The 13,683-nt window shown below is 41.9% G+C and carries 14 protein-coding genes; all 14 read right to left on the minus strand.

Going from position 1 to position 13,683, the window contains the following annotated elements:
- Positions 1-6: 6 nt before the first annotated feature.
- Entirely contained in the window at positions 7-336 is a 330-nt protein-coding gene (locus ABWH96_RS03685; RefSeq protein ID WP_340152648.1) for a hypothetical protein, read from the minus strand.
- Positions 337-510: 174 nt separating this feature from the next.
- On the minus strand, positions 511-1,464 hold the full coding sequence (locus ABWH96_RS03690; protein WP_375580172.1) for a DUF2911 domain-containing protein: 954 nt from the start codon (positions 1,462-1,464) through the stop codon (positions 511-513).
- Between the two features lie 24 nt (positions 1,465-1,488).
- Positions 1,489-2,541, minus strand: a complete 1,053-nt coding sequence (locus ABWH96_RS03695; protein ID WP_085516268.1) for a class I fructose-bisphosphate aldolase — start codon at positions 2,539-2,541, stop codon at positions 1,489-1,491.
- Positions 2,542-2,563: 22 nt separating this feature from the next.
- Positions 2,564-3,793 (minus strand): MFS transporter, encoded by a 1,230-nt coding sequence (locus tag ABWH96_RS03700; RefSeq protein WP_085516269.1) that lies wholly within the window; start codon positions 3,791-3,793, stop codon positions 2,564-2,566.
- Positions 3,793-5,880, minus strand: a complete 2,088-nt coding sequence (locus ABWH96_RS03705) for a copper-translocating P-type ATPase (protein WP_085516270.1) — start codon at positions 5,878-5,880, stop codon at positions 3,793-3,795. Before ABWH96_RS03705 ends, ABWH96_RS03700 begins: the two co-directional genes overlap by 1 nt.
- A gap of 12 nt (positions 5,881-5,892) precedes the next feature.
- Positions 5,893-6,624 (minus strand): PPK2 family polyphosphate kinase, encoded by a 732-nt coding sequence (locus tag ABWH96_RS03710; protein ID WP_013454193.1) that lies wholly within the window; start codon positions 6,622-6,624, stop codon positions 5,893-5,895.
- On the minus strand, positions 6,621-6,944 hold the full coding sequence (locus tag ABWH96_RS03715) for a hypothetical protein (RefSeq protein WP_041650602.1): 324 nt from the start codon (positions 6,942-6,944) through the stop codon (positions 6,621-6,623). Before ABWH96_RS03715 ends, ABWH96_RS03710 begins: the two co-directional genes overlap by 4 nt.
- Positions 6,945-6,957: 13 nt before the next feature.
- Positions 6,958-8,262 (minus strand): APC family permease, encoded by a 1,305-nt coding sequence (locus tag ABWH96_RS03720; protein WP_013454195.1) that lies wholly within the window; start codon positions 8,260-8,262, stop codon positions 6,958-6,960.
- A 24-nt stretch (positions 8,263-8,286) separates the two neighbouring features.
- The gene (locus ABWH96_RS03725) at positions 8,287-8,964 is read right to left on the minus strand and encodes a hypothetical protein (RefSeq protein WP_085516271.1); all 678 of its coding nucleotides are present in this window, start codon (positions 8,962-8,964) and stop codon (positions 8,287-8,289) included.
- Positions 8,957-9,853, minus strand: a complete 897-nt coding sequence (locus ABWH96_RS03730; protein ID WP_375580173.1) for a ribose-phosphate pyrophosphokinase — start codon at positions 9,851-9,853, stop codon at positions 8,957-8,959. The genes ABWH96_RS03725 and ABWH96_RS03730 overlap by 8 nt, the downstream gene beginning before the upstream one ends.
- Before the next feature lie 3 nt (positions 9,854-9,856).
- Positions 9,857-11,377 (minus strand): thymidine phosphorylase family protein, encoded by a 1,521-nt coding sequence (locus ABWH96_RS03735; protein ID WP_375580174.1) that lies wholly within the window; start codon positions 11,375-11,377, stop codon positions 9,857-9,859.
- The gene (locus ABWH96_RS03740) at positions 11,377-12,747 is read right to left on the minus strand and encodes an MBL fold metallo-hydrolase RNA specificity domain-containing protein (protein WP_375580175.1); all 1,371 of its coding nucleotides are present in this window, start codon (positions 12,745-12,747) and stop codon (positions 11,377-11,379) included. Before ABWH96_RS03740 ends, ABWH96_RS03735 begins: the two co-directional genes overlap by 1 nt.
- 8 nt (positions 12,748-12,755) lie before the next feature.
- Positions 12,756-13,376 (minus strand): restriction endonuclease, encoded by a 621-nt coding sequence (locus tag ABWH96_RS03745; RefSeq protein ID WP_375581505.1) that lies wholly within the window; start codon positions 13,374-13,376, stop codon positions 12,756-12,758.
- Positions 13,327-13,599 (minus strand): ATP cone domain-containing protein, encoded by a 273-nt coding sequence (locus ABWH96_RS03750; protein WP_375580176.1) that lies wholly within the window; start codon positions 13,597-13,599, stop codon positions 13,327-13,329. The genes ABWH96_RS03745 and ABWH96_RS03750 overlap by 50 nt, the downstream gene beginning before the upstream one ends.
- Between the last annotated feature and the right edge of the window lie 84 nt (positions 13,600-13,683).

Here is a 13,683-nt window from a genome sequence, read left to right on the forward strand (position 1 = left end):
TTTTGTTTATCGGGTATCTCTGGTAGAAATAATTTTGTGTGTGATAATAAAACTCAGTATTGGATTTACCACAATCGCCAAAAAAGGAGAAAGCCCTACCTCCAAAACTGGTACAATAAGCATCTTTTCATTGTAACTCCAGAAATTAAGTTCAATAGCTACCCATTCCGCTACGAAAGCAAACAAACCAGCCATTAGAAGTACTATAACAAATGATCTGAAATTGAAACTCCGAATCCAATACCTATGTTTTAATACCACAGCCACAAGGCCATATATGATAAATGTAAGTACCACATCCCCGATGGTGCATCCTAGAAAATAGATGCTTTTCATAAAGTAGTTATATTCTTCATATAGGCCTGCATGAAGGTTTTCCCAGATAAAATTTAGCACAAAGGCTATCAGGGATATCCAAAATATCAGGCTTTTGCGTGTAGGACTATGGGGTTCATTCATAAAAAAATTCAGGATCAACCTGCACATAAGGCTGATCCTGATATTTAAATTTTACAATGCTTTCACTTCAAAAGAAACCTTTAGTTTTTCCCAGGCAATAGCCACACTAGCCTTAGTATCGTTGATTTTAGTAACTGAATATGTTAGGGCTTCCTGAGTGTCAGCCAAAACTTCTGGTTCTACCTTTATTCTTACCACATCTTGTTTCTGATCGTAATCATCACTCATGTGCTGATCCCAGTTTTTATTGATGATCAACGTCCATTCCTTTTCACCCGGAATAGTGAAAAAACCATATTTACCGGCAGGAACTTTGGTACTATTGATCTCTACATCTTCAGAAAAGTTGATGGCTGTTGCTCTGTGCGCGCCCGTGGCCCACACTTTATCGTATTCTACCAGACCTCCCCAGATTGTTCTCCCTCGCACACTTGGGGAAGAATAATCAATATGTATATGTGTATTTCCTGCATTTCCCATAGCTGCCGTCTTTGGACTCTTGGGTTTAGGCTTATCATCATTTACAGCACCATGTGCAGCATGATCAGTTGCGACCTTCTTACAGCCTCTGGAAAACTGTAAGTGAACGATCTTCCACATATCACCTTCTACTTGCATGGAAAGGGTCACCAATCCGGCAGAATTGATCTGTTGGCCTTGCATTTCGCCCTTAATCAAATAATTGCCTCGCAATAGCGCCATTTCTTTGTTAACCAAGGATTCAGCTATTTCGATATCGAAGGTCATGTTTGCCATTTCTTCAATTTCTTTTCCCAAATGACCGTCTCTATAGTGCTCCCAGGAATCATCAACCGATCCCTGTTCGTATATTTTTGCTTTTGGAGAGAAAACTGCATTCAACGGCTCTAAATTTTTATCATTTACTGAACTGACAAATAAGTCCAGCACTTCGTTGGCTGTATTTTGGGGTTTGACTGAATCATTGCAGGAAAACATTAATCCTGATAAAGCCAAAATAGTGGTGGTAAATAATTTTTTCATCATAGTTACTGGTTTAGTTATAAATAGTTAAGCAATAGTAATTTCTTTATCAAGGTAAACCTGCTGGATCAAATTAAGCAGTTCAATACCTTCCTTTCTGGGTCTTTGGAATGCTTTTCTACCCGAGATAAGGCCCATTCCCCCGGCTCGTTTATTAATTACAGCTGTTTTTACGGCTTCAGCATAGTCCGAATCACCGGATGATGCCCCTCCCGAGTTGATCAGGCCTATCTTGCCCATGTAGCAGTTGGCTACCTGGTAGCGGCACAGATCAATTGGATGATCAGAAGTATACTTCTCATACATTTCTTTAGAAGTCTTACCAAAATCCAAAGCCTTGAAACCACCATTTGTTTCAGGCAGCTTTTGTTTGATAATATCTGCCTGAATGGTCACTCCCAGATGGTTGGCCTGGCCTGTGAGGTCAGCGGCTGTATGGTAATCCTTGTCCTTGGTTTTGAAGGCTTCATTTCGGGTATAACACCACAAGATAGTGGCCATCCCTAATTCATGGGCATAAGCAAAGGCTTCTGAAATTTCACGGATCTGCCGGTTTGACTCTGCCGACCCAAAGTATACGGTAGCCCCAATGGCGCAAGCTCCCATGTTCCAGGCATCCTTTACTGTTCCAAATAAGATCTGGTCATGCTTGTTGGGATAGGTTAGCAGCTCATTATGGTTGATTTTTACGATATAAGGAATTTTATGCGCATACTTTCGGGCGGTAAGCCCTAATACACCAAAGGTAGAGGCTACCCCGTTACAACCTGCTTCCAAACCAAGCTGTACAATATTCTCAGGATCAAAGTAGTCCGGATTGGGGCCAAAAGCACTCCCAGCGGAATGTTCAATGCCCTGATCTACCGGAAGAATTGACAAGTAGCCCGTGCCTGCCAGGTTACCACTATTATACAATCTTGATAGTGAATTAAGCACCTGCGGATTTCTGTTTGTATTCAGAAAAACCTGATCCAGATAATCCGGTCCGGGTATGGTAAGCCTTGTTTTGTCAATGGTTTTACAAGTATGTTGCAGCAGATATTCTGCCTGATCTCCTAAGTATTCCGTTATTTCTTTCATCTCTGTTGTATTTAATGGTAAGCTAAGATTTATTGAGTTTTAGTCCCGGCATAATCAAAATAGTCACCAACAGCAGGGTTATCCCGATAATCAAAAATGGCCATGAGTTACCAAAAGAATAAATCCACATACCCAACAATGGCCCCAGCACCTGACCGATGCTATTGGTAGAGGTTTGGGTGGATAAATAAGTCCCTGTATTATTTTCATCAATGAACGAGATCGAGGCTATGAGGTTTGGTGTTACCATTGCACCGCCTGTTGCAAAAATTATGATCATTGAGAATACATAGTAGTCAGCTTTAATCAATGTGAACAACCCCATCGATAAGGCAGCCAATAAAAAACCGATAATCAGTTGCAATTTCATGGGTAGTATATTTTCATCAAAACTGGCAAATAAAGGTTGCAAAATGGCCATTATCAAGCCACAAAGCATAAACCCAAGACCTACCTGTGTGGCATCAAAGATGAGTATATCTTTGGCGTACACGGAAAAAACAGTTTCAAATAGCGTAACAGCTAATTGTATTACTAATGATAGTAACAAGAGCTTTAAGAAGACAGTATTAGCCAACATCCCTGTTGTTTTGAGTTTCCCTTGCTGCTTATTTGTGTGCTGTTTCTTTGGTTTTTTGAGCCACAGCATAACGACTACCAAAGCGACTATTCCTAACAAAGCGATGGCCAAAAAAGGTACACTGAACCTGTTCAAGAGGAAGTGGCCTATTGCTGTATTGAAATGAAGGTTGGTTTGTGCCAGGTACCCACCAATCATTGGCCCGGCAATGACACCCGCGCTGACAGCCACTCCTGACCAGGCTAGTATTTTTCTTCGTTGTTTACTATTTGTAAGGTCACTTAGGTAAGCATTACTCGCGGGTATAACAGCAGATGAGAATATTCCTCCAAGGATTCTTGCTACATATAGGATGGTCAAAGAATTTGCCAGCCCCGTCATAATCTGCATCAAGGCAAAGCCAGCCAGACCCATAACGATGAGCACTTTCCGACCGAAACGGTCGGATAGCTTACCCCAAACTACAGCAAATAGCAGTTGAAAAAATGGGTAAATACTGGTAAGGATGCCTATGTGATAGTTGATATTTTCGTCAGATACCACTCCGGACTTTAGAGCAAGTCGTTCCGTATAGTAGGGCAAAACGGGCAGCAGTACGCCATACCCACTCATTACTACAAAAATACTTAATAGGACTATAATTATCCCGCCAAGCATTTCACGATTACCCATTATCTATTACCTATTTTCTTCTTCAACAGCTGCGCATTGATAGCCACTATAATGGTACTCAAACTCATAAATACTGCCCCAACCGCAGGTCCTAATACAAAACCAGAGGAATAAAGGACCCCTGCCGCGAGTGGAATCGCAATTACATTGTAGCCAGTAGCCCATATCAGGTTTTGTATCATCTTACTGTAAGTGGCTTTGCCAAATAAAATCAGATTGGCAATATCCTGTGGGTTGCTATTGACCAGAATAATATCTGCCGTTTCGGCTGCTACATCTGTCCCTGACCCTACTGCAATACCTACGTTGGCTTGTGCCAAGGCTGGGGCATCATTAACCCCGTCACCAGTCATGGCCACAAACTCACCTTTGCCTTGGAGTTCTTTTACGATTTCCACTTTCTGATGAGGAAGCACTTCAGAATAGTAGCCATCCAATCCTAATTTATCACTTACTGCTTTGGCTGTCTTTTCATTATCGCCTGTTGCCATTAACACTTTAATGTTGTTCTTCTTAAATACTTCGATGGCTTCAGCAGATTCTGCCCTTATTTCGTCTGCCAGTGCAATATAGCCTGCCAATGATCCATCGATTAAAACGAATACTACCGTTTCTGCGGCATCACTGTAAGCATCTTCAGGAATAGTTATTTTTTCATCTCGTAAGTATCCTGGACTAACCACTTTTATGTTTTTTCCTTCCACTTTTGCTTCCACACCTTTGCCAGTGATGGCATTGAAATTTTCTGGTTGAGGAATGGCCGTTTTACCTTCTTTTACCTTTTTCACAATACCGACCGCAATAGGATGTTCGGAACTTTGTTCTAACGCACTCGCCAGTCGTAAGACTTCATCCGAAGAGTATTGCTTATCAACTGATTCAACTCGTGTGACTCCAAAATCACCTTTGGTCAATGTCCCTGTTTTATCAAAGAGTAAAGTGGAAATCTTTCGGGATTCTTCAAAAGCTGTTCTGTTCCTGATCAGCAAACCATTTTGTGCAGAAACTGCTGTGGATATGGCAACCACCAATGGGATGGCCAAACCGAGCGCATGAGGACAGGCAATAACCATTACGGTAACCATCCTCTCCAAGGCATATACAAAAGGAAATCCTAAGAACAACCAAGTGGCCAATGTTCCGAATCCTATTGCCAAGGCAATATAGGTAAGCCACTTAGCAGCACGATCTGAAAGGTTCTGCATTTTGGACTTGGACTTTTGTGCTTCCTGAACCAGTGTGATCACTTTATTGAGGTAGCTGTCTTTGCCTGTATGTTCTACTTTTACTTTCAGTGAACCGTTTCCATTGAGTGAGCCACCAATCACTTTGTTTTCCAATCCTTTTTTAACAGGTTTGGATTCGCCCGTCAGCATGGACTCGTTCAGGTAGCTTTCGCCTTCTACAATAATTCCATCGGCAGGCACTTTTTCTCCCGGTTTGATCAGGATTATATCATCTTTTTGCAGGTCTTCTAATTTTACCTCTTCAATACTATCACCTTTCACTCTATGTGCTTCTGAAGGCATCATACTCACGAGTAGTTGCAAGGCTTTTGAAGCGCCAAGCACGGATTTCATCTCCAGCCAGTGGCCGACAAGCATGATATCAATTAAAGTGGCGAGCTCCCAGAAAAAATCCTCCCCTTCAAGGCCGAAAACTGTTGCAGAACTATAAAAATACGCAACACTAATGGCCATGGATATTAAAGTCATCATGCCCGGGGCACCTTCTTTCAACTCATCCTTCAATCCTTTTAGAAAAGGCCAGCCTCCGTAAAAATAAACTATGGTAGAGAGTCCGAACAGAATATAAGAATTGCCCGGCAACAGCCAATCGTAACCTAAAAATCTCTGGATCATCGGAGAAAAAGTAAGTATTGGAATGGTAAGTACCAGGGATATCCAAAACCGCTTTTTGAAATCTTCTATCATCATTTTGTGATGATCGTGTCCCATATCACCATGTCCGGGATTGTGGTCAGAATGACCAACATGGTCATGACCTTCATGTCCGGAATGATTTTCATGCTTTTTACTTTCTTCGTGCTTATGGTGTTTGTGATTATGCTCTTTATGATTTTCCATAACGTCTATATTTTATTTGTCGGGGTACTCTAAATTAAGTTTTTCAAGCTGTTCGGCTAAAATTTTGGCAGCTGTATAATTACGAAACCAGCGCTTGTCTGCAGGGATGATATGCCAGGGCAAGTGATCACAGGCATTAAGTACTGTATGGTATACTTTCCTAAAATCATCCCATTGTTTGGGTATCAGTTCATCTTCCTTCGCGTACTTCCAGCGTTTGTGTGGTTTCGTTTTACGTTCTTCAATACGCTCTATCTGCTCATCAGCAGATATATGCAGGTAAAATTTTAATATCAATGTATTATTGGCCAGCAGGTGATGTTCCAGTTCGTTGATCAAATTGATACGGTGCTCCAATACTTCAACTGACAGGCTTTTATTGACGGTAGGCACCAAAATGTCTTCATAGTATGAGCGATTAAAGACCTTGATCATTCCTTTTTCTGGAAAGTGGGGATATACACGCCATAAGAAATCATGCTTGACTTCATCTGCGGTAGGTTTCTTAAAAGATTTAACCTGCACTCCTTGCGGGTTCATACCGCTAAAGGCATGACGGATTGTACCGTCTTTACCTGAAGTATCAAGACCTTGTAAGACGATAAGCATGCTGTACCTGCCATCAGCGTAGAATTTATTCTGCAACTGAAAAAGCTCTTTTTGAAGTTTTTTCAGTGTTTTTTTAGTTTCCGCTTTATCAGCATGCTCAGGTGGAAGGGTGGATATGTGATCTAGCTCAATCATCTATCGGTCATTTTAAGTCTTTGAACCATTGCTTCATTTAGGCTACTACTGTATAACCCATAAGCATCAACCAATACACCCTTCATACCATTCTTACCGCTTATGGCAAACACAATGCTATTGTCATCAGGGTTACTCATGCCTTCGAACCGATAAAAAGCATCCACTTCAAAATCTTCCGGATGTAATTGTAGTTTGGAAGTGAGGCATTCCAAACATTCAGGCTTTAGATTGAAGTCTTCTGTATAACCTTCTTTTCTCAAGGCGTTAGTAGCTTCGCTCAGTGTGTCGTAAGATGTATTGCTATTTGCTTTGGTCATGATTTTTAAATTTTTAGTCCTTCTCATTTGTTTCCCATTGTAAAAACCACCTTTCTCCAACAAATACTAAAAACATTAGTACGATGGAAACCACTATTACCAAAGGATCACTGGAGGCCTTTATCCAGAGAAATGCACTCAAAACAATCAGATCAAGTAGAATGGCGATCATGACAATTGCTACGTTGACATTTACTTCTTTTCTAAGATTTTTTAAAACGCCCCACTGGAGTATTATATCCATGGTTAAGTAAAAAATAGCTCCAAGGGAAGCAATACGAGACAGGTCGAAAAATGCCGTGAGCAAAATGGCAATTATTACAGTATAAACTAACAGGTGCTTTTGCAACCCACCGGGCATTCCAAAATGTTTATGTGGGATTAGATTTATTTCCGTAAGCATAGCGGTCATCCTTGAAACGGCAAATATACTGGCAATCACCCCTGAAATAGTAGCTACTATGGCGATACCTACGGTAAACCACAAACCATACTTTCCAAATGCAGGTTTAGAAGCTTCTGCTAGTGAAAAATCTTTTGCAGCAATAATCTCTGGGATTGACAAATTAGCTGAAACTGCCAAAGCCACAAGTAAATACACCAGAGTGCAAATAAAGAGTGAAATCATAATGGCACGCCCCACGTTTTTATTAGGGTTCACGATTTCACCACCACTGTTTGTGATAGTAGTAAAGCCCTTAAAAGCCAGAATGGTGAACGCCAAAGCTCCTATGTAACTTGTTAACGTATAATCACCAGAAATGGAGGAAGGTAGGGCTTCACTAAATGAAAAACCTGCTGCCCACAGGCCTCCAATAGCGAAGATGGCTAAGCCTCCTATTTTGATAACTGCCATCATCAGGGAAGACCGTCCAATCACCTTATTGCCAGAAATATTTACTAAAAAAGCAACTACTAATAATAAAACCCCCAAAATAGGTATCCAAATACTATTTTCTTGTACATCAAAAAGCTGTAAGGTATAGGATCCAAATGTGCGTGCCACTAAGCTTTCACCAATCACCATTGAAAAAGCCATTAAAAGAGATCCTGCGGCAGTGATAGTACCTGGCCCATACGCTTTTTTCAGGTACATGGCAATGCCCCCGGCTGATGGATAAGTATTGGATAATTTTATGTAGGTATAAGCACTAAAGCCAGAGATAATGGCACCTACCAAAAAAGCCAGGGGAAACAAATCTCCTGAAAGATCCGCCACCTGACCAAGTAAGGCAAAAATACCTGCACCTATCATCACTCCAGTACCTAGAGCCACAGCTCCAGTTAGACTTAAGCTATTCTTTTTGTAATTTTCCATACTTTTCGTTCAACTATTTAGACACTAATAGCTATCGTCATATTCCATCGTAAAATAAGTTCCATCGTCCTGTATGAATTTCTGACGTTGCAATACAAAATTTTCAGTCAGATATTCTTCAACTGAATAGTTGATGGTTTTAATTTTCAATCCCATCATGTACGCTTCTATCACTGCTTTACTCCTGATAACCAAATTACCATTTTCTGTCCTCTTATCTCTATCTTTTATTGTAATTAGGCTCTTAGAACCGAAAAAACTTAATATTCCTGACTCTATGCTCATCTTCAAATGGATATCCCTCAATTCAGGACTACGTTGCAAATCATACAACTGTTTAAAATCTTTCGAAGTGACATCCACTGTTATCTTTGCATCACGAGGATCGGCAAACGGAAATACATTCAACAGCACATCAAACTCATTGGGATTGCACTGATATGTGGTCGTGTACTTTTCCGTAAGTCGGCCGCTTTCGTCATAAAGCTCTATTATTACCTTTATCCGATAAGTTTTGCCCTCCTGCTCTAACTCTCCCGTTAAAAATATCTGCTTGCTCTGCAGATCTCCATTTTGATCAAAGTTTTCACGTACTATTCTTTTTTGCGCTATTTGCTCAATGAACATTTCTTTCTCCTGACCATACAAAATTGCAGGAACAATTTGCAGACATGCTATGATGGTGAGTAGCGCACTACGCATGATGCTTCATCAGTTGGCTAATCTCTTTTGCCAGAACATCTGAAAGGTCAATCTGATTACTTTCATGCGGGATGGTGTTGCACGTTACGACCTGTTGTACCCCTGCATTTTTTAGATCCGCATAGGCTGAGCCAGCAAATACGGCATGTACCCCAACACAAACCGGTGGGTGCATTCCGGCTTTTTTTAAATGGCCGACTGTCTCTATCATCGTTCTGGCGGTGGAAATTATATCATCCACCAGTACCGGGGTGTGGTCTTTGTATTTTGCTACATCGGGGACGGACACTTCCACATCCCTGTCACCGTGCCTCACCTTCTCTAACACCGTAAAAGGTGCTCCGGCTTCTTCTGCTACCTGAGAAACCCATTGCTCACTTTCACTATCCGGGCCGATGAATACCGGCTTTTCAATATTATCGCTCACCCATTTTGAAATGTGTGATGCCGCATGGATCAGTTTATTAGGTACGGTGTAAATCTCACTTAACGAACTTCTACGGTGAAGGTGTGGGTCAACGGTGGTCAACGTTTCTGCAAAGCCTGATATTAATTCAGCAAAATACGTAGAGGTAATACCTTCTCCCGGATTAAACTGCTTATCCTGACGCATGTAGGCCAGATAAGGCGCTACCAGGCACGTACAGGCAGCACCAAGTTCTTTGGCCGTCTTACTTAAAAAGTACAGGGGCAGCAATTTGGCATCCGGCTCGTGTAATGTGCATACCATTACCACGCATTTATCTTTAACCTCAGAGTGAATCTGCACATAGCTTTCCCCATCGGGAAACTGCCGGATGGTTGCCTCTCCCTTTTCAGCCTTAAGGTGTCCTGCTATTTTTTTTGTAAGTTCTTCGTTGCCCGGTAAGGCAAAAACTATCATTTCCATATTTTAAGTCGCTTTGATTTTAATAATTTGTTTTTGTGCATCCAGGTAAGAAAGGGCGTATTCAAGCTCTCCTTGTGACTCAGCATGGATTTCAAACAGAGTATCGTTCTCTTCCACATGAGTACCCAATGGTGTAAGCAGCAAAATGCCTGCTGTCATCGCACCTGGAGCACCGGCCAGCTTAGCCACTTTGGCCAGTCTGCGATTATCAATTTCTGAAACTACTCCACTTGCTGCGGATCTAATCCTATGCTTATGGGGCGCTACCTCAGGTTCCCTGAAAAAACCTTGTGCCTCGCAGATAGCAGTGAATTTTTTGTAGGCGGCTCCACTTTTCAAAACTCTCAAAGCTTCAAGAGTACCTGACCCTTCGGCTGCTTTTCCTCCCATTTCAAGTAACCTGCCTGCCAATATTATTGCTCTTTCTCGCAGGTCATCAGGTGCATTGTTTTCATTTCTCAAGACGGATAAAACATCCTTAGCTTCCAAGGCAGGCCCTATACCCCTCCCCACAGGTTGTGACCCATCGGTTAATACAATATCAATATTCAGCCCGATGGCTTTGCCTACCGCAACCATCTTTTCTGACAGATGCACAGCAGCCTCCTGCGACCGCACCTTAGCCGTAGCTCCAACAGGAATATCAATCACCACATCGGTAGAACCTGCTGCCGCCTTTTTAGAAAGCACGGAAGCGATCATCTGCCCTTCGCTATCAATATCCAAAGCTTTTTCTACACGGATGAGTATATCATCTGCCGGACTTAGCTGTACTGATCCGCCCCAGGCAAGGCAACCGCCTTCCTGTTCCACGACATTTTTCATTTGCCCGGTGGTGAGATTTACGTTGGTGACTACCTCCATGGTGTCAGCAGTACCGGCAGGAGAAGTAATGGCACGGGAAGAAGTTTTAGGGATGGTCAACCCAGCTGCGGCAACAATAGACACTACCAATGGAGTAGTTCTGTTACCAGGCAAGCCACCGATGCAGTGTTTATCATAAACTTTATCCTTGCCCCAGTCCAGTTTAAAACCCACGTTAATCATGGAATGGGTCAGGGCAATCACTTCGTCCTGATTTAATGAGTTCCCTGTGCTGGAAGCCAGAAAAGCCGACAATTGAATATTAGATAAGTTACGATTGACGATATCGCCAATGATCCTGTCAAACTCGGCCTGGTTCAGTCGGTGTCCATAAATTTTCTTACGGACATCACTCATGGAATCAAGCGCATCTAAATGGCTCAGCCTAAGTAAGTCACCTTCTTTAGTTTCCAAGGCTTCAATAGCGGCATCAGAAAGACCCAATTGGTCATGACTTAATTGTGACTCATCATCCCAAACGATAAGAGACGCTACAATGGTTTTTTCTTCTTTTGAAACTTTTATACGATTTAAAGCCTCAAACCCTTCCGATATACAAACCGGGCAGTCCTTACGCATAAATACCATATATTCGTTTCGGGCATCTATGCCTAATCTTACTAGTTTTAATACGTTATGCCGGGTATCCTTTGCTTCCATCACAATTCTACCTTTTGATTAAGTTGAGGGATATCTGTTTGCCATCCTTTATTATCTTCCAGGGCTTTTGACAAAGCTTCTGCCTGCTCTGCTTCCCCATGAATAATAAACACCTTTTCGGGTTGTTTTTTAATTTCAGAGAGCCAATCAATCAAATCGTTTTGATCACCATGCGCACTCAGTCCTTCAATGTGTTCCATGTGCATGTTGAATGGCAGCCATTTGCCATACACTTTAATTTCTTTTGCACCTTCAAGTAGCTTTCTTCCTCTTGTTCCTTCTGCCTGATAGCCTACAAAAAGTAAGGTGTCGTTACTATTGCCTGATCTTGTTTCCATGTAGTTGAGTATTCGTCCGCCCGTCATCATACCGCTACCTGCTATGACGATCTTGGATTTATTATCTTCCCGCAGTGCCAGGGTTTCCCGATAGTTGCTCACTACCTGAAAATGAGAACACATTTCATCACATTCTTCCGGCTTAAGCTTGTGCCAGTCCCTGGAAGCATGAAATAGATGGAGTACATTAGCACCCATAGGGCTATCCATGATCATGGGTATTTTTGGAATCCTTTTCTCCTTCAAAAGCCTCCAAAGCATTAGCATCATGAGCTGAGTGCGCTCTACGGCAAAACTGGGAATGAACAGGCTTCCTCCACGCTCTACCGTTTCGTTGACTATACGTTCCAGTTCCGGGACAATACTTTCTTCTTCAGGATGAATCCTTCCTCCATAGGTGGATTCAATAAGCAGGACATCCGCTTTTTCAGGTTTTTTTGGCGTATACAAAAGCAAATCTTTTTTTCTGCCTATATCACCTGAAAACACCAAGCGGCTATCATTGGTCTCTACTTCAATAAAAGTTGATCCGATGATATGGCCATTGTATTGCCACCTTACTTTAAAGGCATCATCAATTACATGCCATTTACCTTCTGAAACAGGGTTGAAAAGCGGAAGGGTATTTTCAACGTCTTTTAAGTCATAGAAAGCCTCTGCCGGACTGTGCTTACTATAACCCTCTTTATTTGCCCTGGCTGCCTCTTCTTCCTGTATTTTAGCGCTATCCTTTAAGATAATTTCTGCGATCTTAAGTGTTGGAGCACTGCCATATATTTTTCCATTAAACCCAAGCTTAACCAAACGAGCCAGGTAACCGGTATGATCAAGATGTCCGTGAGTAAGCAGGACAGCATGGATAGATTTAGGATCATACTCAGGCTGTTCCCAATTGAGTAAACGTAATTCTTTTAATCCCTGAAACACACCGCAATCCACCATCAGTTTTTTATTTCCGGATTCAAGTAAATATTTGGAGCCTGTAACCGTACCAGCGGCTCCTAAAAAGTTTATGGTCATTTTATCATTCATTTGTTGTGTTACGTACTACCTGAGCAAATTTCCTCTCCCTCTTTGATGATTCTTTTGACTCGTGTATGAGAAATGCCCATTTCTTCAAGTACTTCGGGTTTATCGCATAGCTCCTTACAAAGCACGATCATCTTATCAATCAGCTTTTGCTTCTCAGCCTTTGTAAGGCTGGTAAGACATGTAACAGGGTGCAGACCAGACATATTTATCCGGTCGCTAATGCTTCCTTGCTGTGGATAATCCCAACCTATCAGTATTAGACCTGAACATTTGCCATATTGGATGGCATCTTCGGTAAACCGGGTATTGGTCACCACCCAGCCTTCATGAAATTTTGTCGCGTGTCCTTTGCGCTTTTCCCATTGCTTTTTCACATCCTCAAACCGGGATTTGATATAAAGTGGAATTTTCACATCACACTTATAACCTTGGCGGTTATGAAATTTGCACTCCACCATGAAGTGCTGATTATCTTTCTCAGCCTCCACATCTATTTCATGAGAGACGCAATGCCCCTGAATGATTACCCCGACTTTAGTACGGTACCCCTGATGTTTTAAAATTTCACCTACAAACTTTTCAAAGGGATATCCTGAACTGCAGCTCCAGAATCGCCTGCTTGATCTTATACCTGCCTGCTACAGGTTTTGAGTGCTTCCGTAGCATGGAGAATGCTTGGCTGTAGATTTTCTTTGTGGACATGCCCTCAACAAGCTGCGCTTCAATCTCACTCACAATCCGATCAATAACGGCAGAACCGGCCGCCATTTCAAGGGAGTGCCTAAGTTTTGTTGGTGAAAATGGTGCTTTTTCTCCGGAAGCCTTGGTTATTAAAACGGTCTTTTCTGGCATTCAGTCTACTTTAACAATTTAATGTTAAAGTTAGAATTTTACACTCGGATGTATTTATGATATCTCACTTTCGATGTACGAAAT

The sequence above is a fragment of the Marivirga tractuosa genome, assembly GCF_042140215.1.
Classification (GTDB): domain Bacteria; phylum Bacteroidota; class Bacteroidia; order Cytophagales; family Cyclobacteriaceae; genus Marivirga; species Marivirga tractuosa_A.